A 25,109-nucleotide genomic window follows, 5' to 3' on the forward strand; every position below is an offset into this window, starting at 1 on the left:
CAGGATCTCTTTGTTGTTCTGGTGATGGCGCTCAGGCCTTGACGGTGCGCTTTTCGATACGCTTTTCGAAGGTGCCGACGATGACGCGGTCGACGAAGATGCCCGGGGTATGGATTTCGCTGGGCAGCAGCACGCCGGGTTCGACGATCTCTTCCACTTCGACCACGGTGATCTTGCCGGCGGTGGCCGCCAGCGGGTTGAAGTTTTGCGCGGTGTTGCGGTACACCACGTTGCCGTAATGGTCGGCCTTCCAGCCCTTGACGATGGCGAAGTCACCGGTGATGGATTCTTCGAGGATGTACTTGCGGCCCTTGAACTCGCGCACTTCCTTGCCATCGGCAACCGGGGTGCCGTAACCGGTGGCCGTATAGAAGGCCGGGATACCGGCACCGCCGGCGCGCATCTTCTCGGCGAGGGTGCCCTGCGGGGTCAGCTCGACTTCCAGTTCACCGCTGAGCAGCTGGCGTTCGAACTCGGCGTTTTCGCCCACATAGGACGCCACCATCTTGCGGATCTGCCGGTCCTCCAGCAGCACACCGAGGCCAAAGCCGTCGACGCCGCAGTTGTTGGAAACCACCGTAAGGCCCTTGACGCCACGCCGCCTGATTTCACTGATGAGGTTTTCCGGAATGCCGCACAGGCCGAAGCCACCGGCCAGTACCGTCATGTTGTCGGTCAAGCCTTCGAGGGCCTGTTCGTAGGTTGCAACGCGCTTGTCCAGTCCGGCCATGCTGATCCGCCTTTTGTAGGTGTTGAACCGACGATGCTGTCGGTGAGCGTGCGTAGACATCTTCACCGCAAGCGACTGATTTGTTAATTTTGTTTTAATCATCGATTGATAACTTTTACAAAACAAACTGTAGGCCTGTCATGAACGTCAAGCAACTGCGTGCCTTTGTCACCGTGGCCAAGTACCAGAGCTTCGCCCAGGCGGGTGAGCACCTGCATGTCTCCCAACCGGCCTTGAGCCTGACCATCAAGGCACTGGAAGAAAACCTTGGCGGCGCCCTGCTCAGCCGTACCACGCGCAGCGTCAGCCTGACCGCCGAAGGCGAAGTGCTGCTGCCACTGGCCAGGCGCCTGCTGGCCGACTGGGACGACACCGAAGAAATGCTGCGCCAGCGTTTCACCCTGCAGCTGGGCCGGGTGTCGGTAGCGGCCATGCCGGCCTTTGCTGGCAACTTGCTGCCGCAATCACTGAAGGTGTTTCGGCAACGCTACCCCAAGGTCAATGTCACCGTGCATGACGTGATCAACGAACAGGTACAGGAACTGGTGCGCCATCGCCGCGTCGAACTGGGCATCGGCTTCGAGCCGGACAACATCGACGGGCTGAGCTTCTATCCGTTGTACATGGACCGCTTCGTCGCCGTGGTGCCCGCCGATTCACCGTTGGCGCTGCTGCCCCAGGTCAGCTGGACGCAGCTGATGGCCGAAGACTTTGTGGCGTTGCAGCGCCCATCAGCCGTACGCTTGCTGATGGAGCAGAACGTGGCTGCCTGCCACGGCAAGCTCACGGTAGCGTTCGAGAGCCATCAGTTGGCGACCATCGGCCGCATGGTTGCCAGCGGCCTGGGGGTCAGTGCCGTGCCCGCGCTGTGCATCAACCAGATGCAGGAGCTGGGCGCACGCTGCGTGACCTTGGTCGAGCCCACCGTCGAGCGGCGTATCGGCGTGATCGCCCTCAGCGAGCACAAGCTGTCCACTGCAGCGCAAGCATTGCTTGAAGTACTGCTTTCCAATACCCACATCCCGGAGGTGACATGCGTTACGTGAAACTGGCAGGTTCGAACGTTCCGGTTATCGGTCAAGGCACCTGGTACATGGGCGAAGACCCAGGCCGCGAGGCTGCCGAGGTGGCGGCCCTGCAGCAGGGCATCGAGCTGGGGCTGACCTTGATCGACACCGCCGAAATGTATGCCGAAGGCGGTGCAGAAACCGTGGTTGGCCAGGCCATTGCCGGGCGCCGCGACCAGGTGTTCCTGGTCAGCAAGGTCTACCCGCACAATGCCAGCCGCAGCGGCATGGCGGCCGCCTGCGAGCGCAGCCTGAAGCGCCTGGGCACCGACTGCATCGACCTGTACCTGTTGCACTGGCGTGGCCAGCACCCGCTGGATGAAACCGTCGAGGCCTTCGAGCGCTTGCGCGAGCAAGGCAAGATCAGGCGCTGGGGGGTGTCCAATTTCGATGTCGATGACCTGCGTGAGCTGGACAATCTCGATTGCGCTACCAACCAGGTGCTGTACAACCCGGCCGAGCGCGGCATCGAGTTCGACCTGCTGCCGTGGTGCGAAAAGCGCGCGCTGCCGACCATGGCCTACTGCCCGCTGGCGCAGGCCGGGCGCTTGTTGCAAAGCCCGGTGCTGACGCAGATTGCCGAGCGCCATGGTGCGACACCGGCCCAGGTCAGCCTGGCCTGGGTAACCCGTCATAGCGGGGTGATCGCCATTCCCAAGGCTGTCACGCCCGAGCATGTGCGCCTGAATGCGGCGGCGGGTGCGCTGAGTTTGACCAGCGAAGACCTGCGGGCGATCGACCGGGCGTTTCCGGCGCCGACGCGCAAGCAGCGGCTGGCGATGGTGTGATCTGGGGGAGATTCTATGAGCTTTGGCTGGTTGCATCAGGGCTGGCAGTTTTCGCCACAGCATTTTCAGCGCCTGTCAGCCTTGATGCGATCCCTGTGCAAGCGGACATACTCAATGAAAATCCCGACTGCGCACATCCAGCCCCTGCAACAGCAAAGTCACATCCTCCAGCCGCCGGGCAATCAGGTGACGCACGCCATTTTCCTGCTCCAGCCGCCCGCTGACCTTGAGCAACTGTGACCCTACCAGCGCCCGCCGCTGCCGCTCGGCCAGGTCGCGCCACACCACCACGTTGATCATCCCGTGCTCATCTTCAAGCGTGACAAATGTCACGCCACTGGCAGTCTGCGGCCGCTGCCGGCCGACCACCAGCCCGGCCACGGCAATGCTGTCGCCATGCTCGACACCCTCCAGCTCACTCGAACTGCGACAGCCCAGCGCCCGCAGCCGTGTGCGCAGCAAGGCCAACGGGTGCGGCCCCAGCGTGGTACCCAAGGCCTGGTAATCGGCCACCAGGTCCTCGGCCAGCGAGGGCACTGGCAGCTGCACTGGCGTTTCAGGCAAGGCCTCAACCTCGGCGAACAAAGGCAGTTGTGCCTGCACCGCTGCCACCTGCCAGCGTGCCTGGTGGCGGTCGCTGGCCAAGGCACGCAGTGCCCCGCCATCGGCCAGGCGTGCACGGGAACGCGAATCAAGCCGCGCGCGCCGGCACAGGTCTTCGACATCGCGCCAGGGTCGCTGCGCCCTCGCCTGCTCCAGGCGCCTGGCATCGGCCTCAGCCAGCCCTCGCACCAGGCGCATGCCCATGCGAATGGCCAGGACGCCTTGGGTATCCGGCTCGAGGGTGCAGTCCCACTCACTGTGGCAGACATCAACCGGCCGAACCTCGATGCCTTGCCGTCGCGCTTCTTGCAGCAACTGGTCGGGGCTGTAGAAACCCATCGGCCAGCTATTGACCAGCGCACAGGTGAATATCGCCGGCTCATGGCACTTCAGCCAGCTGCTGGCATAACACAGCAAGGCAAAGCTGGCGGCGTGGGACTCCGGGAAGCCATAGCTGCCAAAGCCCTTGATCTGTTCGAAGATGCGCTCGGCAAACGCCAGGTCGTAACCATTGCGCAGCATGCCCTGCACCAACCGCTCGCGGTGCGGTTCCAGGCCGCCGTGACGCTTCCAGGCCGCCATGCTGCGGCGCAGCTGGTCGGCTTCACCGGGGCTGTAGTCGGCTGCGACCATTGCCAGTTCCATCACCTGTTCCTGAAACAGCGGCACCCCCAGGGTCCGCTCGAAGACTTCCTTGAGCTGCGGCGAAGGGTACGTCACCGGCTCCTGTTTGAGACGCCGGCGCAGGTACGGGTGCACCATGTCACCCTGAATCGGCCCCGGGCGGACGATGGCCACCTCGATGACCAGGTCGTAGAACGTGTTGGGCTGCAGCCGGGGCAGCATGGCCATCTGCGCGCGTGACTCGATCTGGAACACGCCCATGGTTTCGGCGCGGCTGATCATGGCGTAGGTGGCCGGGTCTTCGCTGGGGATGGTGGCCAGGGTCAGGTGCCGACCGCGGTGGCGCTGGAGCAGGTCGAAGCAACGGCGCAGGGCGCTGAGGATGCCCAGCGCCAGCACATCGACCTTGAGCAGGCCGACCATGTCCAGGTCATCCTTGTCCCACTGGATGACCGTGCGCTCTGCCATCGCGGCATTTTCAACCGGCACCAGCTGGTCCAGCGGTTGCTGCGAGATGACAAAACCACCCGGGTGCTGCGACAGGTGCCGGGGGAAGCCGATCAGCTCACCGGCCAGCACCAGCACCCGCCGCAGCGAAGGGCTGCCGGCCTCGAAACCGGCTTCAGCCAGGCGCTGCGCATCGGGAATACGGTCGCTCCAGCGGCCACAGCATTTGGCCAGGGCATCCACCTGGTCGGCGGGCAACCCCAGCACCCGCGCCACATCCCGCACAGCACCCGCAGCATGATAAGTGTTCACCACCGCAGTGAGCGCCGCGCGGTGTCGGCCATAACGGCGGAACACGTACTGGATCACTTCTTCGCGCCGGTCATGCTCGAAGTCCACATCGATATCGGGCGGCTCGTTGCGCTCGCGTGACAGGAAGCGCTCGAACAGCAGGCGGTGCTCCATGGGGTCGAGTTCGGTGATGCCCAGCACGAAACACACCACCGAGTTGGCCGCCGAACCACGCCCCTGGCACAGGATGCCCTCCCTGCGCGCGAAGGCGACGATGTCGTGCACGGTCAGAAAATAACTCTCGTAGCCCAGCTCTTCGATCAGCGCCAGCTCCTTGGCCAGCACATCCCGCACTTTGCGGCTTGGCCCGCCCGGCCAGCGTAACGGCAAGCCTTGTTCGCACAACTCACTCAGCCAGGTCGCTGGTGTATGGCCTTGAGGCACCAATTCGCGCGGGTACTGGTAGTGCAACTCGCTCAGGTCGAACCGGCAGCGCTCGGCGATGGCGAGCGTCTCGGCCAGCAGGTCGCCGGGGTACAGCTCGCCCAGTTGTGCCTGGCTGCGCAGATGCCGCTCGCCATTGGCAAACAGAAAGCGCCCGGCCTCGGCCACCTGACAATGCTGGCGGATGGCAGCCATGCAGTCCTGCAGCGCACGCCGGCCACGCACATGCATGTGCACGTCGCCGCAGGCCACCGCGCCGATACCCAGCCTGGTCGCCATGGCGAGCGAATGCTGCAGGCGCAAGGCATCGTCACTGCCCCGGTGCAGGTGCACGGCCAGCCACAGGCGGTTATCGAACACGCTGCGCAGCCACTGGCCAGCAGCGGTATCGCCGCTGTCATCGGCCACCCACAGGGCAAGCAAGCCTTGATGATGGTGCAGCACGTCGTCACGGAATAATTGGTACTCACCCTTTGGCGCCCGCCGCCGGGCCCGGGTGATCAGGGCGCAGAGGTTTTGATAGCCGACCAGGTTCTCCACCAGCAGCACCAGCTTGGGGCCGTCCTGCAATTGCACCTCGCTGCCCACGATCAGTTGCATCTGATGCTCCTTGGCGGCCTGCCAGGCCCTGACGATGCCCGCCAGGGTGCATTCGTCAGTGATCGCCAGGGCCTGATAGCCTTGCTCACGCGCACGCCGGAACAACTCGTCAGCGCTGGAGGCACCGCGCTGAAAGCTGAAATTGGACAGGCAGTGCAGCTCGGCATAACCCTGGGTGTTCATGCGAACCAGCCCTGCAGCCACAGCGGCCCGGCCTGGCTCAGGTCGCGGTAGGCCCAGCCGCGCAGGCCGTCACGGGTTTCGATGCGGTAGTAGTCGCGGCGCACGTCAGCGCCATCCCACCAACCCGATTCGATGCGTTCGGCCTGCCCCTGCACCTGGTAGCCGGCTTCGTCCAGCGCCATAGGCGCGGCAAACAACCAGCCAGGGCGGCTACCGGGGGCGACCGGCATGCTGCCCTGGGCGCCCTGCTCTCGCGCTTGCCAGGCGCACTCGGGGCGATGATCGGCTGCGGCGCTCAGGCCCTTGACTGCCTCATCCCCCAGCCGGGCGCGCAGGCGCTCGCGCAATTGCTCCCAAGGTTGCGCCTGTTGTGCTCGTGGGTCGAACAACGCATGGTGCTGCGGCACAAAGGCTGGCAGGTCTTCGGCAACCAGCCGCAGGTTGCGCACCGGGGCGGTAATGCGTAGCGGCTCCAGGCGCCCCCGGGCCAGCTCGAACAGCCTTGCGGCATCCCGCTCGGCCGCCAGCAGCCCCACCTTAAGCAAGGTGTCCGGCCCTTCGACGTGTTCCAGGTGCAGGCAGAACCGCTGAACACCACAGTCGCGCCCAGCCAGGAAGGCGGCCAGGTCATTGAGCATGCGCCGCAGCGGGAACAGCAGGGCCTGGTGTGATTCGACGTCGAAATTCAGCTCAAGACGGGCTTCGAAGCGGTCCGGCGGCTGGTAGAAATCCAGGCCGAAATTGCGCAGGCCAAGCAATTGGTCAAGGTGCAACTGCACCTGGGCAGGAAAGCGTTTCGCCAGTGTGTCGCGCGGCAAGGCCAGCACCTGGCCCAGTTGCCGCAGCCCCATGCGAGCGAAGGCATCCGCGGCGTCGGCCGGCAAGCCGACACGCTCGATCGGCATGCCCAGGAGCGCCGCCCGGGTGTCGTCAGCATCGGGCACGGCCAGGCCGTCGTGACCATTGGCGAGCATGCGTGCCGCCACCGGGTTGCTGGCCAGGACGATGCGCTGACGCAGGCCCAACTCTGCGAGTTCCTGCCGCAATTGGGCCTCGAACGAGGGCCAGGGCCCGAACAGTTGCAGGCTGGAGCCCACCTCTAGCAACAGCGCCCGTGGGTAATGCAGGCTGACCTGGGCACTGAAGCGGTAGGCCCAGGCTGCCAGCAGCTGCTGTACCTGATCGATGCGTCTGGGGTCGGCTTCGACACAGGTAAAGCCATCGGCCAGGGCGCGCGCCGCTGTCAGGGTTTGCCCGGCACGCAGGCCGAGCGCAGCAGCCGCCAGGTTGACCGCCTGCAACACGCGTCGCTGGGTGGGCCCGCCAACCAGCACCAGCGGCGTATCAGGGTCGTCACGCTCACGCAGGACGGTGTCGAGCGCCAGCTGCGGAAGCAGGATGCAGGCCCAGAGCATGTTGCATCAGCCCCGGCCCGGGCAGGCGATGGGCAGCGCTGGTGGCATGCCACCACGGCTTTTCAATACACGCCATTGCGCCGGCCGGGTGTCGACGGCAATGCGCAGTGCTGCGGGCGAAGGGTTGTGCGCCGCCTGTTGCGGCCTGCAGGCGAACGCCAGCGCCTGGCCGGTTTCAGCAGCCACCTGCAGGCGCCGCAAGGCACGGTCATCGGCACGTTCGGGCCAGCACAGCACCGCCGCGCAACTGCCCGAACGCAGGCACTGTTCGGCGGCCCACAAGGCATCGGCCGGCTCGGCATTTACCTGCACCAGCCAGCGCAGGTCCACCCCCGCCGCCTGCCAGGCCGGGGCGTAAGGAATGAAAGGCGGGGCCACCAGCACCACCCGGCTGGCTTCAGTACTCAGCCGGGCCAGGGTCGGCCACAGCAGTTGCAACTCACCGCAGCCCGGGCTGGCCAGCAGCAATTCGCTAAGCGCAGCCGCCGGCCAGCCACCTTCCGGCAGGCGTTCATCAAGGGCCGCATGGCCGGTTGGCTGCAACCCCAGTGGCCGAACCTGGGCCTGCCGGCCACGCCATACCCGGCGCTGATCGAGCAGCCTGTCGAGGTCGACCACCGCGCCCATCAGTCACGCCTCAGCAGGCCGCAGAACACGCCTTCGATGAAGAAGTCCTGTTCCGGCTGCACATCGATCGGTGCATAGGCGGGGTTGCGCGGCAGCAGCCGGTAGGCATTGCCCAGGCGTTGCAGGCGCTTGATGGTCACTTCGCCGTCCAGGCGCGCAACCACGATCTGGCCATCACGGGCATCGCCCTGCTGGCGAATGCCGACCAGGTCACCGTCGAAGATGCCGTCGTCCACCATCGAATCGCCGCGGACTTTCAACAGGTAGTCGGGGGTACGGCGGAACAGGCTGGGGTCGAGCAGCAACTGCTCGTGAATATCCAGGTCCGGGCCGATCGGGGCGCCTGCGGCCACCTGGCCGAGCACCGGTAATTCGAGGATTTCTGGCTTGCGCAAGGGTTCGGCCAAGCGAATGCCCCGCGCCTGATTGGGCGTGACATCGATATAACCGGCCTGGCACAGCGCGGTGATGTGCTTGCGCGCGACGCTGCGCGAGGCAAAACCGAAGCGCTCGGCGATATCGGCCAGGCTCGGTGGCTGGCCGTGGTCGGCGATACGCTCGCGAATGAAGTTGAAAATGGCGCGGCGTTTGGGGGTAAGATTGTCCATGGAGCACATTTGTACTCTTTTCGTGGCTCACTGAACAGCCCCCTTCGTCGTCAGCATTGGTTATGATCCCCTGGCTTGTGTTTTCTTGATCTGGATATCCCATGCTGACCGCCCTGCTGTTCGACCTCGACGGAACCCTTACCGACACTGACACCTTGCACCTGCAGGCCTTTCGCCAACTGCTGCACGAACACGACGGCCGCGAGCTGAGCCAGGCGCAGTTCGACGCGCAGGTCAGCGGCCGGGCCAACGGCGAGCTGTTCGCCGAGCTGTTCAGCGGTGCCAGTGCCGAACAGTGCCAGGTACTGGCCGACCGCAAGGAGGCGCTGTTCCGCGACATGTCGCCTGCGCTCGAGCCGATGCCGGGCCTGTTGCGTCTGCTGGGCTATGCCCAGGATCATGGCCTGGGCATGTGCGTGGTGACCAACGCGCCGCGGCTGAACGCCGAACACATGCTGAGCGCCATGGGGCTGGGGCAGCGATTCGAGCATGTGCTGGTGGCCGAGGAACTGGCACGGCCCAAGCCGGACCCGCTGCCCTACCTTACCGGGCTGCAGCGGCTGGGTGCTGAGGCTGGTCAGGCGCTGGCGTTCGAAGATTCGTTGCCGGGGGTTACGGCGGCCAGTGCTGCGGGGATCTTTACGGTTGGGGTGGCGACGACGCAGAGCCCGGAGCGGTTGCTGGCGGCGGGGGCTGGGTTGGTGATTGACGATTTTGAGGACCCGGCCTTGTGGGCGTTGATCGAAGGGCGGGGGTGATTCGAGGTGTATGACTGCGGGTTTTCAGCGCCTGTGAGATCGAGCGCCCACACACAACCCTGAAGCCCTACCCACCCCAACCACCGCGCTGCCAGGCCACCCCATGCTGATCGACGAAGAACTCACCCTCAAAAAGCTGGAAACCTTCCTCGCCTTCATGCGCACCGGCAACCTCGGCCGCGCCGCCGCCGAGCTGTCTACCAGCGCGGTCAGCGTGCACCGCGCCATCCACTCGCTGGAAAACGCGCTGCGCTGCCCGCTGTTCAAGCACGAGGGCCGCCAGCTGATCCCGCTGGAAAGTGCCTACGTGCTGGAGAAGAAAGCCCGCCAGCTGATCCAGGACGCCGAACAGATGGTGCGCCAGACCCGTGAGGCCGCCGGTTTCTACGCCGAACGCTTCCGCCTGGGCGCGCTCTATTCGCTGACGGTGAAAACCGTGCCCAAGCTGGTCATGGGCCTGAAACTGCGCCGCAGCGAACTGAATATCGACCTGACCCTGGGCTCGAACACCGACTTGCTCCAGCGCCTGAAAAACCACGAGCTGGAAGCCATCCTGGTCTCGCTCGACGAGAGCGTCAGCGACCCGGCCTGCGAGCAGCTGCCGCTGTTCTCCGACGACATCTTCCTCGCCGTCCCCACCGACTCGCCCTTCGCCGGGCAGCCCGAGGTGGACCTGGCCGACCTGGCCGACTCCACCTTCATCACCCTCACCCAAGGCTTCGCCACCCACCGCGATGGCGCGCGAGTGTTCCAGCAAGCCGGCTTCGAACCGAAGGTGGCCATGCAGGTGAACGACATCTTCACCTTGCTCAGCATGGTCAGCTCGGGCGTGGGCTTCGCCTTGCTGCCCGGGCGCATCGCCGCGGTTTACGAAAACCGCGTCAGGTTGATTGCCTTGCAGCCGCAGTATCGCCTGCAGCAGCATATCGGTGTGGTGTTTCTGAAGGCGCGGGAGCGTGAGCCGAACCTGCTGGCTCTGCTGGCGGAATGCCGGATGTACAGCCGGGAGCGCTGAGCCGCTGGGCGGCACATCGCCCTTGCAGCCACACCGCCACTGCCGCCAGCCCGGCAGGGATCAACAACGCTGCGAAAACCTGCGCAAAGCTCCAGCCCAGCGCCAGCATCTGGGCCCCGGCAAAGGCGCTGAGCACCGCGCCAATGCGGCCGATCCCACTCATCCAGCTGGCCCCTGTGGCCCGCGCTTCGGTGGGGTAGAACGCTGCCGCCAGTGCATTCATGCCAACGCTCGCGCCATTCAGGCCAAAGCCCACGGCGCTGGCAATCGCGCACAACCAGGCAAAGTCTCCGGCCACTTGGCCGATGGCAAAGATGACCGCGCCACTGAACAGGAAGGTCAGCATCAGCACCCGCTGCGGGTTGCAGCGGTCCATGGCCCACCCCACCGAAATCGCACCCAACGGCCCGCCTATCTGGAAACAGGCAGTGACAATGGCCGCTTCGGATACCGAAAAACCCCCGCCCTCCTTGACCAGCGTCGGCAACCAGCCGCTGAACAGGTAGACCAGGAACAACGCCAGTATGTAACCGGCCCAGAGCATGCAGGTGCCAAAGCGGTAGCGTGGCGAGAGGATGGTGCCGATCGCCCCACCCCTGGCCCTTGGGGTGACCGGCATGACGAAGGTGCAGTCGGCGTTGGCGTGCGCGGGTGACAGCCGGCGGACAATGGCCAGGATCCGCTGACGATCCGCACCTTTGCTGACCAGAAAGGTGACCGATTCCGGCAAGCGCCAGCACAGCAATGGCAAGGTCAGCAGCGGCAACACCCCCGCCAGCACCAGCACGCTGCGCCAGCCCAGGTTGGGGATCATCCAGGCGCTGACGAAACCACCGGCCGCAGCGCCAAGGGAGAACCCGCAGAAGGCCAGAGTGATCAGTAGCGAGCGGCTGCTTGCCGGGGCGTACTCGCTGACCAGGGTGCTGGCATTGGGCATGGCGGCGCCCAGGCCCAGCCCGGTCAGAAAGCGCAGCGCAACCAATGTTTCAAGGTCGGGTGAAAAGGCCGAGGCCAGGGTCCAGACGCCGAACAGCAGCACGCTGCACAGCAATACCGCCTTGCGCCCGTAGCGGTCGGCCAGGGGGCCGGCAATCAGGGCGCCGAGGGCCAGGCCGATCAGCGCAGCACTCAATACCGGGCCCAGGCTCTGCGCGCCCAGGCCCCAGTCGCTTTTCAGCTGTGGGGCAATAAAGCCGATGATGGCGACGTCCAGCCCATCCAGGGCAATGATCAGAAAGCCCAGGAACACCACCCATTTCTGGTAGCTGCCAATGGGTTGCTGGTCGATCAGTTGGCGCACGTCTAGCGTGTTGTTCATCTGGTAGCACCTGTTGTTGTTTTTATGGAGGTGTATCGGGGCCGCGTTGCGGCCCGATTGCCGGCACAGGCAGGATTACTGCCGGGCGAGGCTGGGTAACCGAACCGGCCGTAGGATCCGCGTCTCCTGCGCCACCACCAGGTCACGGGTGGCATGCAGATAGGCCGCGAAGTCCGGGTCGGCGTCACGCGCGGCACTGCGCTTCTCGAAGTCATCGAGGCTGGCATAACCCCACAAGTGCACCACCTGGTTCAGCGGCCCGATGCTGCTGGTGTAGAAGGCCAGCGGCGCCCCCAGGTGGCGCAGCAGGATCGGCATCGCCAGCTGGTCGAAGGCGTCGAGAAAAGCCGCCATGCAGCGCGGGCGGATGGTGTAGATGCGGTGATCGACGACGGCCTTGTCCATCACGCCACCTCCTGCGCAGTGCCCACTGCCGCAAGCCCCTGCTCGACACCCGCCAGGTGCCGCCCGGTGATGTAGCCGAAGGTCATGATCGGGCCCAGGGTGATGCCCGCACCGGGGTAGTTGCCGCCCATGATGCTGGCGCGGTCGTTGCCGACCGCATACAGGCCGTCGATGGCCTGCCCGTCTGCCGCCAACACCTCGCCGACCACGCTGGTACGTAGCCCGTCGAAGGTGCCCAGGTCGCCCATGATCACTTTCACGGCAAAGTACGGCCCCTCGCCCACCGGGGCCACACAGGGGTTGGGCCGCTGTTGCGGGTCAGCCAGGTAGCGGTTGAAGCTGGTGCTGCCGCGGCCGAACTGGCGGTCTTCGCCCTGCACCGCGCCAAGGTTGTACTCGCGCACGGTCTGCGCCAGCCCTTGCGCATCGATACCGGCCTTGCCTGCCAGCTCGGCCAGGGTGTTGCCCTTGAGCAGGTAACCGTTGCGCAGCAACGGCCCCAGCGGCATGGGAGCGGGCTTGGCAAAGCCCAGGCCGTATTTGCCCAGGGTGCGACGGTCGCACACCAGCCACATGGCCGTTTCAGCCTGCCCGGCACAGGCCTCGATCATGGCCGCACCAACGTCATGGTAGGAGTTCGACTCGTTGGTAAAGCGCCGCCCCGAACGCAACACGCCAATCACACCCGGCTTGTAGCGGTCGAGCAAATGCGGGAAGGCGATATGCCGCCCGCCCCCCATCGGCACCTTGGACACCGGCATCCACGCCGCTGCCGCTTGCAGGCGGATATCGACCTTGGCACCCAAGGCTTCCGCCATGCGCGCACCATCACCGGTGTTGCCCGCCGGCACCGGGGAAAAATGCTCGCCGCCGCGGCGCACATGCGGGTAGGCCTGGCGTAGCCGCTGCAGGTCATGGGAGAAGCCGCCACACGCCAGCACCACACCGCGCCGGGCCTGGATGGTCAGCTCGCTGTCGCCTTGGCCGACTTCTGCGCCCACCACCCGACCGCCTTCGCGCAGCAACCGGCGCGCCGGGGTACCGGTCAGGATCGGAATGCCCAGGTCCAGTGCCGAACGTACCAGCCGGGCCGCCAGGGCATTGCCGCTGGTGACCTGGGTACCGCGACGGTACAGGGCCAGCTCCTTCAGGTGGGTCATCAGGCGCTTGGCCACATACACGAAGGAGGTCAGCGAACGGGTCACATTGAAGAAATGCTTGAGGTCGGCATTCGACGAATTGAACATCATACCGATGAAGGTGATGGTTTTCAGCGGCGGGCGCAGGCGTGCCATGTCTGGCCCCAGGCCGCGAATATCGTAAGGTGCGGCCAGGATCGAGCGGCCAACGTCGACGCCACCTTCGATGTGCGGGTGATAGTCGGGGTACAGCGTGGGCACGAACTTCACCGCTGTCTCGCGCTCGAAAAATTCCACCATCTGCGGCGCGTAGCGCAAAAATGCCTCGACCCCGGCTGCGTCGTAACAGCCACCGGTTTCGTTGCGCAGGTAGGTCATGGCCGCTGCGTGGCTGTCGTTGGTCCCGTGCGCGGTACCGGGCACCCACAGCACGCCGCCGGAAAACGCCGTGGTGCCGCCAAAGCAGTCGTCCTTTTCGATCACGATCACATCCAGGCCGAGCTTTTTCGCGGTGATCGCCGTCGCCAGGCCGCCCGCGCCCGCGCCGACCACCAGTACATCACAGCTGCGCGTATTCATCGGCCTGCCCCCTCGAAGCCTGGGCGCGGGATCAGTGCCATGGGCATGCTCTCCAGGCCGCCATCCACGGTCAGCTCGGCACCGTTGATGTAGTCGGCACGCCGGCTGGCCAGGAACAGCACGGCGTCGGCGATGTCCTGCGGCTCGCCGATGCGCCGGTTGGCGGTCATCGCGCAGCGCTGGCGCTCGACCTGCGGGTCGGCATAGAACGCCGCCGACAACGGCGTGCGGATCAACCCCGGGCACACCGCGTTGCTGCGCACGCCCCGTGGCCCCCACTCCACCGCAAGCTGACGCGACAGCATGCTGACCCCGGCCTTGGCCACGCTGTAGGCGCCGCTGTCGGGTTGCGGGTAGTGGGCGGCAATCGAGGCCACGTGCACGATGCGCCCCTCGCCGCGCGCCAGCATCGAACGGCCGAACGCCTGGGCACACAGCAGGTAGCCACTGAGGTTGACCGCCAGCACCTGGTTCCATTGCTCCAGGGTCAGCTCGTCCAGCGCGCCGGGGCGCAGTACGCTGGCATTGTTGATCAGTACATCGCAGCGCCCGTGCAAGGCCTGCACCTGGGCCGCAGCCCGCTCCACACTGGCCGGGTCGGCGATGTCGCAGCCCAGCGCGCTGACCTCACCGACACTGCGCTCGCCGAGGGTGGCCGCCAGTTCGCGGCATTTGTCCAGGTCGCGGTCCAGCAACACCACATGGGCCTGCTGCTCTACCAGCGCGCCGGCCAGCGCCGCGCCAATGCCACCGGCAGCACCGGTGACCACGCAAACGGCTGAGTCCAGGCCCAACCAGCGAGAAGGAATATTGTTGTTGTGCATGCTGCTCTCCAGAATGTCGCTTGATCTGGGCCACAGCCTAGGGCCGGCAGGCACACCGGCAGAATGGACAAAACCTGCAACCCGCCCCACATTCCGGTCAATTTTCCCTTGCCCGCTGATGCCTGCGTGCAGCTGTGGCACAGTAGCCAGGTACCGATCAGAACAATTACAACGTCATGAACAAGATCCCCAACTACGCCCTGTACGGTGAAACCGCACAGCCGGTGTGGCACGAAGCCCTGCATGTGGAGCGGATCTCCCAGCGCTCCGGCGCGCACAACTGGGAAATCGCTGCGCACCGTCACGAAGGCTTGCTGCAGTTGCTGTACCTGCAGAGCGGTGGCGGGGAGGTGCTGTTCGACAGCCAACGGCTGCAGGTGCAGGCGCCCTGCGTGGTGTACATACCGGCGCAGGTGGTGCATGGCTTTCATTGGGCCGGCCAGGTCGAGGGCCAGGTGATCACTGCCGCGCAGCACCCGCTGGAAAGCATCACCCAGGTGCTGGCCCCGCACCTGCTGGCGCAAGTGCGCAAACCGCAGGTGGTGCCCCTGCCGCTGTGGGCCGACGACGAAGACCCGTTGCTGCCACTGTGCCGTGCCCTGCGCGAGGAATACCACAACCGCGCCCGCGAGCATGTGGCCAGCAGCATGGCATTGTTGTTGACGCTGTTGATCCAGGTGCTGCGCCATGAACCCCAAGTGCCCCAGGGCGAGCACCGCCCGGCGTCAAGGCGCAGCCAGCAGCTGACCAGCTTTCGCGAGCTGGTCGACATGCACTACCGCGCCCATTGGCCACTGGGGGGCTATGCCGCGGCACTGGGCATGACCCTGGCGACCCTGGGGCGGCTGTGCCAGGAGCATCTGGGCATGACGCCGATGAATGTGATCAATGCCCGCCTGGTGCTGGAGGCCAAGCGCATGCTCGGGCATTCGAGCCTGAGCGTGAAGGAGATCGCCCACGAACTGGGGTTTGCCGATGTGGGGTATTTCAGCCGGTTTTTCCGCAAGCAGGCGGGAGTCAGCCCTAGCGGGTTTCGCGAAGGTCAATAGTCTTGCCCGGTACCGGCCCTGTGGAAGCGGGTTCACCCGCGCAAGGGCCGCTAGACCACCAAGGCCCGCTGCACCTCACCCACCGTGCTTGCCAGGCTGTTCAGGTGCAGGTTCAACACCCGTTCCACCGGTGCCTGGTCGAGCGGCCAGTGCAAGGCGATGCTCCCGGCCAGCCGCCCTTCGGCGTGCACCGGCAGGGCAATGGCGCGGATCAGGAACGGCAAGCGCACCGGGTACTCCCAGTGGCCTTCGGTGCGCTGGCCAAAGCCCTTGTGCGCATCCTCCTGCAGATCGCGCAGCACCGTGTCGTCGCGCAGCCGCTCATGGGCCGCCAGGCGCTGCACCTCATCGACCGCCAGCTCCCCCAGGCACGCCCGCCCCATCGCTGAATGGAACAGGCTGGCATGGTGGCCGACGATCTGGCAGGTGTGGGGATAGCGCTTGCGCAATACCTGTGGAATGGCACTTTCCATGACTTCCAGCCGCTCGCCGTCGAAACATGAAAGGTCGGCCACCAGCCCGGTGCGTTCGCTGAGCTCCAGCAGCATGGGCGCAGCGCTTTCCACCAGGCGCCGCTTGAAGCGCAGCTGGCGGTCACCGAACAGCCGTCGCGCACTCAGGCGGTAACGCCGGTCACTCAGGCCGCGGTACACCCAACCCTGCTCCTGCAAGGTGGCGAGCATGCGCGACACCGTGGCCTTGGGCAGCGTGGTCAGGTAGTGCAGTTCTTCCAGGCCCAGGGCCTGGTGTTCCCCCAGCAGGTCGACGATGGCCAGCGCCCGCTCCACCGAACGCACGCCGCCACTGTCTGCGCTAATACCCATGTGAATGACCTCCCTGTACTGGATGGTCAGCATAGCCAGCAAGATCCGCGCCTGCCCAGCGCTTTGCTCAGGCTTGCAGGCACCGGGGCGGGCAGCGCTGTACCCAACGGGTGAGCTGCTCGTGGGCGTACGCCAGCTGCAGCACTGCATGGTCGGCCTGGGCCGGGCCTATGATCTGCAGGCCCATGGGCAACCCGGCAGGGTTGAAACCGACCGGTACGCTGATGCTCGGCAAGCCGGCCAGGGTCGGCCCGATCACCACCTCCATCCAGCGGTGGTAAGTGTCCATCGGCCGCCCCCCGACCACCGTCGGCCACGGCTGCCGTGCATCGAAAGGGAACACTTGCGCCGATGGCAACAGCAGGAAATCGTAACGCTCGAACAGGCTGGCCAGCGCGCGGTACCAGTCGCTGCGGTGCAGCGAGGCCTGGTAAACCGCCGCCGCCGTCAGCTGCAGGCCGCCCTCCACTTCCCACTGGGCCTCGGGCTTGAGCAAGGCACGGCTGGCCGGGTCGACATAGGCCGCCGCCAGGTTGCCGTGCACCAGGAAGTGGCGGTGGGTCAGCCAGCATTGCCACAAACGGGTCAGGTCGAAGGCCGGCTGGCAGGCCTCGACCCGGCAGCCCAGTTCAGCGAAGTCGGCGAGGGCCGCCTCGCACAGGGCCATCACCCCGTCGTCCATCGGCAGGTAGCCGTTGTAGTCGCCCAGCCAACCGATCCGCACGCCACGGAAATCGCGCTGCAACTGCGCAGCAAAATCGCGCCGGCCGTCACTCAGCGACAGCGGCACCCGCGCATCACTGCCGGCCTGAATCGACAGCAATCGCGCCACATCAACCACGCTGCGGCCCATCGGCCCCTCGGTGGCCAGTTGCTGAACGAACAGCTCGGGCGCCGGGCCATGGGGCACGCGGCCCTGCGAAGGGCGCAGGCCGAACACGTTGTTGAACGCCGCCGGGTTGCGCAGCGAGCCCATCATGTCGCTGCCGTCGGCCACCGGCAGCAAGCGCATGGCCAGCGCCGCGGCTGCCCCACCGCTGCTGCCACCGGCCACCCGGACGTGGTCATAGGCATTGGTGGTGGTGCCGAACAGCCTGTTATAGGTCTGCGAGCCAAGGCCGAACTCAGGCACATTGCTCTTGCCAACGATCACTGCCCCGCTGGCCCGCACCCGCGCCACACTGATTGCATCCTGCTCGGGCACGTGCTCGGCAAACAGCGGCGAACCCAGGGTGGTGCGCAGCCCAGCGGTGGCGGCCAGGTCCTTGATTGCCTGCGGCATGCCATGCATCCAGCCGCGCGAGTGGCCACGGGCCAGTTCGCGGTCCCGCTCATCGGCTTCCACCAGCAGCCCTTCGGCCGGGCGCAGCGACACCAGGGCGTTGACCTGCGGGTTGAAACGTTCGATGTGCCCCAGGTAGGCCTGCATCACCTCGCGGCACGACACCTGACGGGCATGGATGGCCTGCGACAACGCCTCGGCATCGAGGACAACAATGGGGTCGATGGCTAGCGGCTTCACGGTTTTACTCCAAAGTTGAGGGCGGCAGGCTTGCTCGCCCGTGGTGCTTCTTTCAGGCAGTAGGTGCCCAGCAGCGTCAGCAGGCAGGCGAACAGCACGTAGAACGAAGGCGCCACCGGGGTGCCAAGCACCTTGGTCAGCCACGTGACGATCAACGGCGCAAAGCCACCAAACACCATCACCGCAACGTTATAGGCGACCGACACGCCGGTGGAGCGCACCTCGACCGGGAACTGCTCGGCCAGGGCGGTGGGTGCCGGGCCGAAGAAACCGCCGATGGCGGTACACAGCATCAGTTGCATCACCAGCAGGCGTTCGATGGACGGCGCAGCGGCCACCCAGACGTACAGCGGGTAGACCATGACGAAGAACGCCAGGGTAAAGGCCATCAGCACCGGGCGCCGCCCCAGCCGGTCCGACAACGCCCCGGCCAGGGGAATGACTACGGTCATCAGCGCTACTGCCAGCATCTGCACCAGCAGCACCTGGTCCAGCGGCAACCCCAGGCTCTGGTGGGCAAAGGTCGGCATGTTCACCAGCACCACATAGAACGACACAGTCGCACCACAAGCCAGGCCCATCGACACCAGCAGGCTGCGCCGGTGCTCACGCAGCACCTGCAACAAGCCGGGCGACTGGCCCTTGGCCTGGCGGCGCGCCTGGATGAATTCCTCGGGTTCCTCCATGTGCTTGCGAATCCACAGCCCCACCGGGCCGATCAGCAGGCCCAGCACGAACGGGATCCGCCAGCCCCAGCTGTCCAGCGCAGCAGGTGAGCACAGGTGCGTGACCAGCGCCACCATCGACGCCCCGGCAAACACCGCCAGGCATTGCCCCACCAGCTGCCACGAGCCATACAAGCCCTTGCGGTGGGCCGGCGCGCTTTCCACCAGGAAGGCCGTGGCGCTGGCGTACTCGCCACCGGTGGCAAAGCCCTGCAGCATGCGCGCCACCACGATCAGCAGCGGCGCGGCCATGCCGATGGCCAGGTAGTCGGGGGCAAAGGCAATCATGGCGATCGACACCGTCATCAGCCGGATGATCAGCTGCATCGCCGCCTTGCGGCCCTTGCGGTCAGAATACATGCCCAGCAGCACGCCGCCGACCGGGCGCATGAAGAAACCGACGCCGAAGGTGGCCAGGGCCATCAGCAGCGAGGCGTACTCGTCGTCGGACGGGAAAAACTGCCGGGCGATGATGCTGGCCAGAAAGCCATACACGATAAAGTCATACCACTCCAGGGCGTTGCCGATAACGGCTGCTACCACTTGCCGGGTACGCGACACGCCGGTGCTCGAAGTCTGCATAGGAACACTCCACAGGATGATTGGGTGATCGCCCAGACGCGGTCGCGCCCGGGTTCCAGCGGCAGTCGTGAAAAAGGCAGGTCAGGCGGGCGCGAGCCAGCGCTCTGCCAGCGCGCCCCAGTAGGCGGCGCCGGTCAGCAGAATGTCGTCGTTGAAGTCGTAGGCGGGGTTGTGCACCATCGGCCGCGCCACGCCGTTGCCAATGAACAGGTAGGCGCCGGGGCAGCGTTGCAGCATCCAGGCAAAGTCCTCGCTGCCCATCAGCTTGCGGGTGTTGCCGTCCACTGCGTCGGCGCCCAGCAACTCCACCCCTACCTGGGTGGCGAAGGCGTTTTCTGCGGCATGGTTGACCAGCACCGGGTAGGCCGGGCGGTGTTCAAGGGTGGCGCGGCAGCCAAAGCTTTCGGCCTGGCTGACGATGATCGCCCGCACCCGCTCCAGGGTCAGCGCCCGTACCTGGGCATCGAGCGCACGCAGGCTCAGGCGCAGCACCGCCTGTTGCGGGATCACGTTGGCCGCTTCGCCAGCCTGCAAGGCGCCGACGGTGACCACCGCCGCTTCCTGCGCATCGATATTGCGCGCCACCACCGTTTGCAGCGCCATCACCACACTGGCGGCGGCCACCAGCGGGTCCACGGTCAGGTGCGGCATCGAGCCGTGCCCGCCGACCCCTTCGAGGGTGACCGTTAGCAAGTCCTGCGAAGCCATCATCGGCCCCTCGCGAAAGCCCAGGTGCCCGGCTGGCAAGCCTGGCATGTTGTGCATGCCGAACAGCGCATCGCAGGGGAAGCGCTGCAGCAGGCCATCGGCGAGCATCGCCTCGGCACCGCCCTGCCCCTCTTCTGCCGGCTGGAAGATCAGCGTCAGGGTGCCATCGAACTGCCGGGTCGCCGCCAGGTAGCGCGCCGCCCCCAGCAGCATGGTGGTGTGCCCATCGTGGCCGCAGGCGTGCATGCACCCCTGGTGCTGGCTGCTGTAGGCCGCGCCGGTGGCTTCGTGAATAGGCAGCGCGTCCATGTCGGCGCGCAGGCCCAGGCGGCGTGGGCTGCTGCCATTGCGCAGCACGCCGACCACGCCGGTCTTGCCGATGCCGGTGTGCACCTCGTAGCCCCACGCCTCGAGCAATTGGGCGACCAGCGCCGAGGTGCGGTTTTCTTCAAAGCCCAGTTCCGGGTGAGCGTGGATATCGTGGCGGATAGCGTGAAGGTCGCTGGCCACGTCGTTCAGCCAGGCCAGGATGTGCTGATGTCGGGACATGTTGGAGTCTCCTTGCGCGGGTGGTTTCCCGTTCTTGTTGTTCGCTTGAGGTCACGACGGGTGAGGCAGGTCGTGCTGGGAGACAGATAAGCGCGAGGCGTGTTGGAGTACAACCGAAACTGGTTTCACACGGTGGAACCGAAAGAGGGCGACCGGCGGGCAAGGCGGTTGGTAGTGCAGTCAGGCGTGCGGGTGAAATGCAGGAAGTGGCCGAGGACGTTCTCTATGCTGCGAAGGTGTCGCCGTTGCGGTTGATTACCGCGGGCAGCTGGCCATGTTCATCGTAGCGGTACTGGGTGAGCGTTTCGACGACCTGGCTGTCGACCACGCACTTGATGTGGGTCAGTGTGCCGTCGGGGGTAAAGACCAATCACAAAAAACCTCGCATAGAGGCTAGGCAGGGCTGAAGTCTGACGCATATGCAATACATGCCACCACGATGCCGCGAACTTCACGCCCCATCAGCTAAACCCTGTAAATATAAAATTTCGAATGATCATTAAAAAAATACAGGCCAACCAAATGGTCACCAACTCGCTCGACGAATATCTCCGTACCAGCCATGCTATTAGGGGCATATGCAATCATTGAAGACACCCGCCGACCTTCATACCTATACTCATAACACCAGAATTCACCATCATCTTCCAAGCGACACGAGATATAAGGGACGCCGCTTTCAAAGATCACACCAGAAGCGCGAACTGCATCTCCACTATCATCAAATCGAACTGACGACCTAAATTGACCTTCGTTCTGATATATTTCAGCCTCTATTATTGTCGAGCTCACACCGTATATATCTGACCTATAAAAGCCTCCTACCCCAGAACAATAAAACTTAAAGCAATTCCTTTTGCTTTTCGGCTCATTGTCCAGAATAGGATACGGAGTGACCCCTGCCAACTCTAATCCAAAAGGCACTATTGAAAAACCAGGACCCTTCGACCACTTCACATCCTCACCTTGGCCCCGCTGCGCACCCACAACTTCAGGAGGATTCATTTCAAGTTTAGACTGTAAGCTTTCGAGCAAAAATTTAAATTTATCAGGAACCACAACTACCTCCTAAGAGAAAATGTCGGATTCATGTTTTAGACCAGACACAAAAGCATCAAATGCCTCAATAAGCCAACGATACGCATTTAATTGATCTTCAGGCACGCCACAATTATGTGTCATAGAAAAACTGTTTGAATGCATCGGTTAAACCAGTGGATATCTGCCCTTGAGGTACTGCAACACCATTTACATCAACCGCCGACTCAGACTTTGATAACTTTATTGACATGATAACCGCTCAAATAAGCATCTTCCGGTATTGGTTTATGGAGCGTGGCCTGTAAGCCAGCCTTCAGCTGATTCCAAAATATTTTAACGTCATCGTAGACCCGGTTCATTTCAGAACTCTAACTTGTTGGCCGCCGTATACCGGGAAACAAAAACTCTTTTGATGGATCCCAGTTAACACCAGTTTCTCGATAGTTTTTGATTCGCAAAATAATTTTTCCGGAATCACCCACCATCCCACAAAGCTCATAGCGATGAATTAACGCCAAGTCGACATCTGGAGATAGAAAATCCTTAATCATACGCGCACCGATATTCGAATAATTCTCCGATAACTCTATAAGTTTCGCACCGGTATCTCCAGGGCTGCCAAATATTGCTGAAAGCATGAGCTTCTCCGCAGGACGCGCATTCGGCACCACAGAATCACTTGAGACTACACATGAGAAAATTTGTTTCATGTTTTTTATTGATACAAAAATAGTGAACAACAAATCAACGCTATTCAAATCGATATCTTTCCAGTTGTCATCTTCCCTGAAGACATTAAAAACCTCCAAAAGGTGATTATTTCTCATCTGAGCGATAGTATGCACACCCGCTTCTACATTGATACTTAAAACCAGGCCTTCTTGCCACCTTAAAGATTTCAGCATGTTGTGATTCCTTTAACTGTCCCGCTAGCTTTAGCATTACCACTCGGAGCTCTATACTCATCGGCTGCCGCGAGATAGCGAACTTTATGTGGGTTATTCGAACCCACAATATTTTGTTTAAATGGTTCAGGCGCCACATCAAAATGCGCCGTGCATGAATAGCGGTAATACAACTCATCTTGAGCGAAATTCCCTAACCCCGTTTGCTCGGCTAGCCAATACTCAACGCCTTCCGAAAGGATCTCCTGCGGACTGTTTGAAGTGACGAGAGAAAGGAATATAACGAGCGACCAAAAAGGAAAAATTTAATTTTGAGCATTACCTTAATCACCTTTCATAACATAAGCACAACAGCCTCTACATCCAACCTTCACAAACAAAACATGCACCCTGCAATATCAAATATGGAGAGTCAATACAAATTAAGGAAAGCGCTTCTCTTCGTACCCATTTGAGAAAACATTTATAATACGCAATAACCCTTCATCACCGTACTCAAAGCGCGTCTCAAAATTATTAAAACAAGACGCTAAATGTTCTTTTTGCTGCACAATAACTTTATCTAGCAAATGGCCATCATAAATGTAGCTAGAATCACTGCACCCATAATCCCCCCAATTCAGGTCTCTCAGAACTGTATCGCCCTCAAGCAACGAAACGGATACGTTTCTCAGCTTTCCAGTGCTAATGAAGTAAGTGCGCTCAACGCATTCGTCGCTGTACCTGTAAAACTCCTTGTTTATTATATTTTCAGACTGACCATAGATTTCGACAAATAAAATTCTGGCACATTCATCAAGATGATAAACATGAGTATTTTTTATACTGGCAGGGATTTTTTTTAGCCGCTTACCTCGCTTAAAGCCAGCCCGCTCCGATTCATACGGCCGAGAATTGTAAAGCGGACCTTTGCTAATTATCGTGTCGCGCGACCTAGATTGGGCCTCCGACAAGTACGCACCCATGTAATAGTCTCTTTTTGAATCGATTTCGGAAAATTTTTTCTCGAGATCCTTTAGGCTATACAAATTTCACTCCTCCACTTTTCAAGAAAACCCCATGTGAAAGCTCCGATTAGATTTTATTTACCTCATAAACAACCATTCTATTTATGATGCTGGCGATCATATAATTTCTGCTTATAAGCACTCGTGTGTACGCCAGCATGATGCGCCAAAGAAATGCGCGCAGGGAGTTAACCTACAGCAGCGAAGTATTGATGCCGGTGTTGTGTACCTGCGAGCGCGTGTCGAAGGAGGTGGACGCCGACATTGTAGCTGAAGAGCCGGGTCAGGTTCTGCATCCGCATCTCTTCGCTCAGTCGATCAGACACGTCGTAGGCTAAAATACTCTACTGGGTCTCGCGGCCGAGGCGGCTTTTGGCTGACATGACCGGATGTAATGGTATTGCAAGATAAGAGCAGCCATTGCACTTAATGAAGAGCAAGTCGGAAATGACTGAGACAACGTTGGCCGCCACTTCTGCAGCTAAAATTTTAAAGAGCCAAGTCATCAAACGCAGTAATTAGTCGACAATATAAGCATGCATTAACTCTCCACACCTTTCTTTAAACCCGACTCATCTCAGCACTTATAATTCATGGTAATAACTTAGCTTTTTTTGAAGATCGTGCATGTTTCCATGAAATCAAAACACCTTCTACACCAAGCGTGTTATTAACTTCTTCCAGATCCTTAGACTCAACCTTCCAGATCCATCTACTATCTGATATCGGCTTCAGAACGCCGTACCGACTATCACTTAGGATCCACTCTCGCAAACTGATTGACGCCACTGGTAATTCTAGGTGCCCATGATTGATGACGTTGATAGGATAGACCATTCTCAGAGCATGCTTCTTATATCGCTCTGCCCCTTTGTACCTACCACCGGTCTCCCTGTTAAATAAAACAGGATTTTCATAACTGTAAATATTGACCAGATTTTCACCTTCTGCGTAATAAAGCCCCTCAGCAACATCACCCACAGTGTAGAATATTGCATAGTCTAACGAGTCCGACGGATAAATGCTTTCAATAAAGTCCACGAACTGCTGCTCACCAAAATTCGGAGGCAGGCACTGCGCATCAATGTGATAAAATCCTCCAAATTCGTTAGTCGAGTATCCAAAAGATGCATCCCAAAGAATGCCATTCCTGCTTTCGCAGTAAAGCCTGAAAGATGTTGCGTTTTTTGACTCAATCCTGGCTTTTAGATCAACCAAAGAAGCCTCAACAAACTCAACATCTTCTTCCGACTTGTCGCTTCGATACCTATAGTACCCTGAGGCCGTAACAGGAAATTCTATGGTTTGAAAAAAAAGCATTCCTATTTCATACGCGCGTGCCGGAGTGATTTTTTCAACACCGTAAACCGCCATCGCATTGGCCGAACCCATATCAACTTACCTATATGTTGTCAAATAAGTTATCTAAAGCGCTGTTTAATTTAGAGGCACTATGCGGATGCTTCAACACAATAATATTTTCCCAACGGAACTCCGCTGATTGCCCATCGTAGTTTGGTTCCGCTCCGTCAACCATGGCCTCAGAGAGTTGATCATAACCTCGCGCCCCATCCTTTGCCCTTTGCCAGATATCTCCGCCCCGTTCACTTCCCGCATAGGGCATGCGGCGCGACCGACGAGGTCAATCCATGTTATAGGGCACCGCTTGGCTGTTGATCACGCGCTTGATATCGGTCAAGCGGCCCAGCCGATTGTCGTAGAACCTACATGT

At 61.9% G+C, this 25,109-nt stretch carries 22 protein-coding genes and 1 pseudogene; 5 read left to right on the top strand and 18 right to left on the bottom strand.

Features of this window, described 5'->3' with window-relative positions; all coding sequences use genetic code 11:
- Positions 1 to 31: 31 nt before the first annotated feature.
- On the bottom strand, positions 32 to 730 hold the full coding sequence (locus tag AC5O5I_RS14590; RefSeq protein WP_172225080.1) for a CoA transferase subunit A: 699 nt from the start codon (positions 728 to 730) through the stop codon (positions 32 to 34).
- Positions 731 to 870: 140 nt separating this feature from the next.
- Between AC5O5I_RS14590 and AC5O5I_RS14595 the strand changes: the two genes are divergently transcribed.
- On the top strand, positions 871 to 1,776 hold the full coding sequence (locus AC5O5I_RS14595; protein WP_172225083.1) for a LysR family transcriptional regulator: 906 nt from the start codon (positions 871 to 873) through the stop codon (positions 1,774 to 1,776).
- Entirely contained in the window at positions 1,764 to 2,585 is an 822-nt protein-coding gene (locus AC5O5I_RS14600; RefSeq protein ID WP_172225086.1) for an aldo/keto reductase, read from the top strand. The genes AC5O5I_RS14595 and AC5O5I_RS14600 overlap by 13 nt, the downstream gene beginning before the upstream one ends.
- Before the next feature lie 111 nt (positions 2,586 to 2,696).
- Here AC5O5I_RS14600 and AC5O5I_RS14605 read toward each other — a convergent pair whose 3' ends face one another.
- Genes AC5O5I_RS14605 through lexA form a run of 4 tightly spaced genes read right to left on the bottom strand, consistent with a single transcriptional unit; the run spans position 2,697 to position 8,427 of the window.
- Positions 2,697 to 5,777 carry an error-prone DNA polymerase gene (locus AC5O5I_RS14605; protein WP_494511016.1) on the bottom strand — a complete coding sequence of 1,027 codons (3,081 nt, stop codon included), beginning with the start codon at positions 5,775 to 5,777 and terminating at the stop codon, positions 2,697 to 2,699.
- On the bottom strand, positions 5,774 to 7,192 hold the full coding sequence (locus tag AC5O5I_RS14610; RefSeq protein WP_494511017.1) for a Y-family DNA polymerase: 1,419 nt from the start codon (positions 7,190 to 7,192) through the stop codon (positions 5,774 to 5,776). Before AC5O5I_RS14610 ends, AC5O5I_RS14605 begins: the two co-directional genes overlap by 4 nt.
- A gap of 6 nt (positions 7,193 to 7,198) precedes the next feature.
- Positions 7,199 to 7,819: a translesion DNA synthesis-associated protein ImuA gene (imuA, locus tag AC5O5I_RS14615; RefSeq protein ID WP_172230559.1), complete on the bottom strand. Its 621-nt coding sequence runs from the start codon at positions 7,817 to 7,819 to the stop codon at positions 7,199 to 7,201.
- A complete protein-coding gene (lexA, locus tag AC5O5I_RS14620; protein ID WP_494511018.1) occupies positions 7,819 to 8,427 on the bottom strand; it encodes a transcriptional repressor LexA in 609 nt (202 codons plus the stop codon). The genes imuA and lexA overlap by 1 nt, the downstream gene beginning before the upstream one ends.
- A gap of 101 nt (positions 8,428 to 8,528) precedes the next feature.
- Here lexA and AC5O5I_RS14625 point away from each other — a divergent pair, with 101 nt between their 5' ends.
- Entirely contained in the window at positions 8,529 to 9,185 is a 657-nt protein-coding gene (locus tag AC5O5I_RS14625) for an HAD family hydrolase (RefSeq protein ID WP_172230565.1), read from the top strand.
- A 103-nt stretch (positions 9,186 to 9,288) separates the two neighbouring features.
- Positions 9,289 to 10,200 (top strand): LysR family transcriptional regulator, encoded by a 912-nt coding sequence (locus AC5O5I_RS14630; RefSeq protein WP_172286776.1) that lies wholly within the window; start codon positions 9,289 to 9,291, stop codon positions 10,198 to 10,200.
- On the opposite strand, the pseudogene AC5O5I_RS14635 reads toward AC5O5I_RS14630, so the two are convergent.
- From AC5O5I_RS14635 to AC5O5I_RS14650, 4 genes and pseudogenes are all read right to left on the bottom strand, one after another.
- Positions 10,136 to 11,518, bottom strand: a pseudogene (locus AC5O5I_RS14635) (MFS transporter); the annotation flags it as partial. The gene AC5O5I_RS14630 and the pseudogene AC5O5I_RS14635 overlap by 65 nt on opposite strands.
- 75 nt (positions 11,519 to 11,593) lie before the next feature.
- The gene (locus AC5O5I_RS14640) at positions 11,594 to 11,923 is read right to left on the bottom strand and encodes an NIPSNAP family protein (protein WP_172232130.1); all 330 of its coding nucleotides are present in this window, start codon (positions 11,921 to 11,923) and stop codon (positions 11,594 to 11,596) included.
- Positions 11,923 to 13,641 (bottom strand): FAD-dependent oxidoreductase, encoded by a 1,719-nt coding sequence (locus tag AC5O5I_RS14645; protein ID WP_494511019.1) that lies wholly within the window; start codon positions 13,639 to 13,641, stop codon positions 11,923 to 11,925. The genes AC5O5I_RS14640 and AC5O5I_RS14645 overlap by 1 nt, the downstream gene beginning before the upstream one ends.
- Positions 13,638 to 14,465, bottom strand: a complete 828-nt coding sequence (locus AC5O5I_RS14650) for an SDR family NAD(P)-dependent oxidoreductase (protein ID WP_494511020.1) — start codon at positions 14,463 to 14,465, stop codon at positions 13,638 to 13,640. Before AC5O5I_RS14650 ends, AC5O5I_RS14645 begins: the two co-directional genes overlap by 4 nt.
- 176 nt (positions 14,466 to 14,641) lie before the next feature.
- On the opposite strand from AC5O5I_RS14650, the gene AC5O5I_RS14655 reads away from it, so the two are divergent.
- A complete protein-coding gene (locus AC5O5I_RS14655; RefSeq protein ID WP_494511021.1) occupies positions 14,642 to 15,514 on the top strand; it encodes a helix-turn-helix domain-containing protein in 873 nt (290 codons plus the stop codon).
- 50 nt (positions 15,515 to 15,564) lie between these two features.
- Here AC5O5I_RS14655 and AC5O5I_RS14660 read toward each other — a convergent pair whose 3' ends face one another.
- From AC5O5I_RS14660 to AC5O5I_RS14700, 9 genes are all read right to left on the bottom strand, one after another.
- Positions 15,565 to 16,338: an IclR family transcriptional regulator gene (locus AC5O5I_RS14660; protein ID WP_172229987.1), complete on the bottom strand. Its 774-nt coding sequence runs from the start codon at positions 16,336 to 16,338 to the stop codon at positions 15,565 to 15,567.
- Between the two features lie 67 nt (positions 16,339 to 16,405).
- Complete coding sequence (locus AC5O5I_RS14665; protein ID WP_494511022.1) at positions 16,406 to 17,860, bottom strand: amidase; 1,455 nt, start codon at positions 17,858 to 17,860, stop codon at positions 16,406 to 16,408.
- Positions 17,857 to 19,167, bottom strand: a complete 1,311-nt coding sequence (locus AC5O5I_RS14670) for a citrate-proton symporter (RefSeq protein ID WP_172229981.1) — start codon at positions 19,165 to 19,167, stop codon at positions 17,857 to 17,859. Before AC5O5I_RS14670 ends, AC5O5I_RS14665 begins: the two co-directional genes overlap by 4 nt.
- Positions 19,168 to 19,248: 81 nt before the next feature.
- Positions 19,249 to 20,424, bottom strand: a complete 1,176-nt coding sequence (locus tag AC5O5I_RS14675) for a M20 aminoacylase family protein (RefSeq protein ID WP_494511023.1) — start codon at positions 20,422 to 20,424, stop codon at positions 19,249 to 19,251.
- A gap of 223 nt (positions 20,425 to 20,647) precedes the next feature.
- A complete protein-coding gene (locus AC5O5I_RS14680) occupies positions 20,648 to 20,794 on the bottom strand; it encodes a hypothetical protein (RefSeq protein WP_494512796.1) in 147 nt (48 codons plus the stop codon).
- 95 nt (positions 20,795 to 20,889) lie between these two features.
- Positions 20,890 to 21,483, bottom strand: coding sequence for a hypothetical protein (locus AC5O5I_RS14685; protein WP_172286771.1), 594 nt, complete (start codon positions 21,481 to 21,483; stop codon positions 20,890 to 20,892).
- Positions 21,484 to 21,833: 350 nt separating this feature from the next.
- Entirely contained in the window at positions 21,834 to 22,370 is a 537-nt protein-coding gene (locus tag AC5O5I_RS14690; protein ID WP_494511024.1) for a DUF8309 domain-containing protein, read from the bottom strand.
- Between the two features lie 422 nt (positions 22,371 to 22,792).
- Entirely contained in the window at positions 22,793 to 23,335 is a 543-nt protein-coding gene (locus AC5O5I_RS14695) for a hypothetical protein (protein WP_494511025.1), read from the bottom strand.
- Between the two features lie 633 nt (positions 23,336 to 23,968).
- The gene (locus AC5O5I_RS14700) at positions 23,969 to 24,769 is read right to left on the bottom strand and encodes a hypothetical protein (RefSeq protein ID WP_494511026.1); all 801 of its coding nucleotides are present in this window, start codon (positions 24,767 to 24,769) and stop codon (positions 23,969 to 23,971) included.
- Between the last annotated feature and the right edge of the window lie 340 nt (positions 24,770 to 25,109).

This window comes from Pseudomonas sp. 9_2_1, assembly GCF_059295275.1.

What these genes read in the sequence shown, in the direction of transcription:
- AC5O5I_RS14640 (WP_172232130.1), bottom strand. Translation starts at nt 11,923, where the DNA reads ATGGACAAGGCCGTCGTCGATCACCGCATCTACACCATCCGCCCGCGC.
- AC5O5I_RS14600 (WP_172225086.1), top strand. Translation starts at nt 1,764, where the DNA reads ATGCGTTACGTGAAACTGGCAGGTTCGAACGTTCCGGTTATCGGTCAA.
- imuA (WP_172230559.1), bottom strand. Translation starts at nt 7,819, where the DNA reads ATGGGCGCGGTGGTCGACCTCGACAGGCTGCTCGATCAGCGCCGGGTA.
- AC5O5I_RS14630 (WP_172286776.1), top strand. Translation starts at nt 9,289, where the DNA reads ATGCTGATCGACGAAGAACTCACCCTCAAAAAGCTGGAAACCTTCCTC.
- AC5O5I_RS14695 (WP_494511025.1), bottom strand. Translation starts at nt 23,335, where the DNA reads ATGGGTGCGTACTTGTCGGAGGCCCAATCTAGGTCGCGCGACACGATA.
- AC5O5I_RS14655 (WP_494511021.1), top strand. Translation starts at nt 14,642, where the DNA reads ATGAACAAGATCCCCAACTACGCCCTGTACGGTGAAACCGCACAGCCG.
- AC5O5I_RS14675 (WP_494511023.1), bottom strand. Translation starts at nt 20,424, where the DNA reads ATGTCCCGACATCAGCACATCCTGGCCTGGCTGAACGACGTGGCCAGC.
- AC5O5I_RS14625 (WP_172230565.1), top strand. Translation starts at nt 8,529, where the DNA reads ATGCTGACCGCCCTGCTGTTCGACCTCGACGGAACCCTTACCGACACT.
- AC5O5I_RS14590 (WP_172225080.1), bottom strand. Translation starts at nt 730, where the DNA reads ATGGCCGGACTGGACAAGCGCGTTGCAACCTACGAACAGGCCCTCGAA.
- AC5O5I_RS14595 (WP_172225083.1), top strand. Translation starts at nt 871, where the DNA reads ATGAACGTCAAGCAACTGCGTGCCTTTGTCACCGTGGCCAAGTACCAG.
- AC5O5I_RS14610 (WP_494511017.1), bottom strand. Translation starts at nt 7,192, where the DNA reads ATGCTCTGGGCCTGCATCCTGCTTCCGCAGCTGGCGCTCGACACCGTC.
- lexA (WP_494511018.1), bottom strand. Translation starts at nt 8,427, where the DNA reads ATGGACAATCTTACCCCCAAACGCCGCGCCATTTTCAACTTCATTCGC.
- AC5O5I_RS14700 (WP_494511026.1), bottom strand. Translation starts at nt 24,769, where the DNA reads ATGGGTTCGGCCAATGCGATGGCGGTTTACGGTGTTGAAAAAATCACT.
- AC5O5I_RS14670 (WP_172229981.1), bottom strand. Translation starts at nt 19,167, where the DNA reads ATGCAGACTTCGAGCACCGGCGTGTCGCGTACCCGGCAAGTGGTAGCA.
- AC5O5I_RS14645 (WP_494511019.1), bottom strand. Translation starts at nt 13,641, where the DNA reads ATGAATACGCGCAGCTGTGATGTACTGGTGGTCGGCGCGGGCGCGGGC.
- AC5O5I_RS14650 (WP_494511020.1), bottom strand. Translation starts at nt 14,465, where the DNA reads ATGCACAACAACAATATTCCTTCTCGCTGGTTGGGCCTGGACTCAGCC.
- AC5O5I_RS14660 (WP_172229987.1), bottom strand. Translation starts at nt 16,338, where the DNA reads ATGGGTATTAGCGCAGACAGTGGCGGCGTGCGTTCGGTGGAGCGGGCG.
- AC5O5I_RS14605 (WP_494511016.1), bottom strand. Translation starts at nt 5,777, where the DNA reads ATGAACACCCAGGGTTATGCCGAGCTGCACTGCCTGTCCAATTTCAGC.
- AC5O5I_RS14690 (WP_494511024.1), bottom strand. Translation starts at nt 22,370, where the DNA reads ATGCTGAAATCTTTAAGGTGGCAAGAAGGCCTGGTTTTAAGTATCAAT.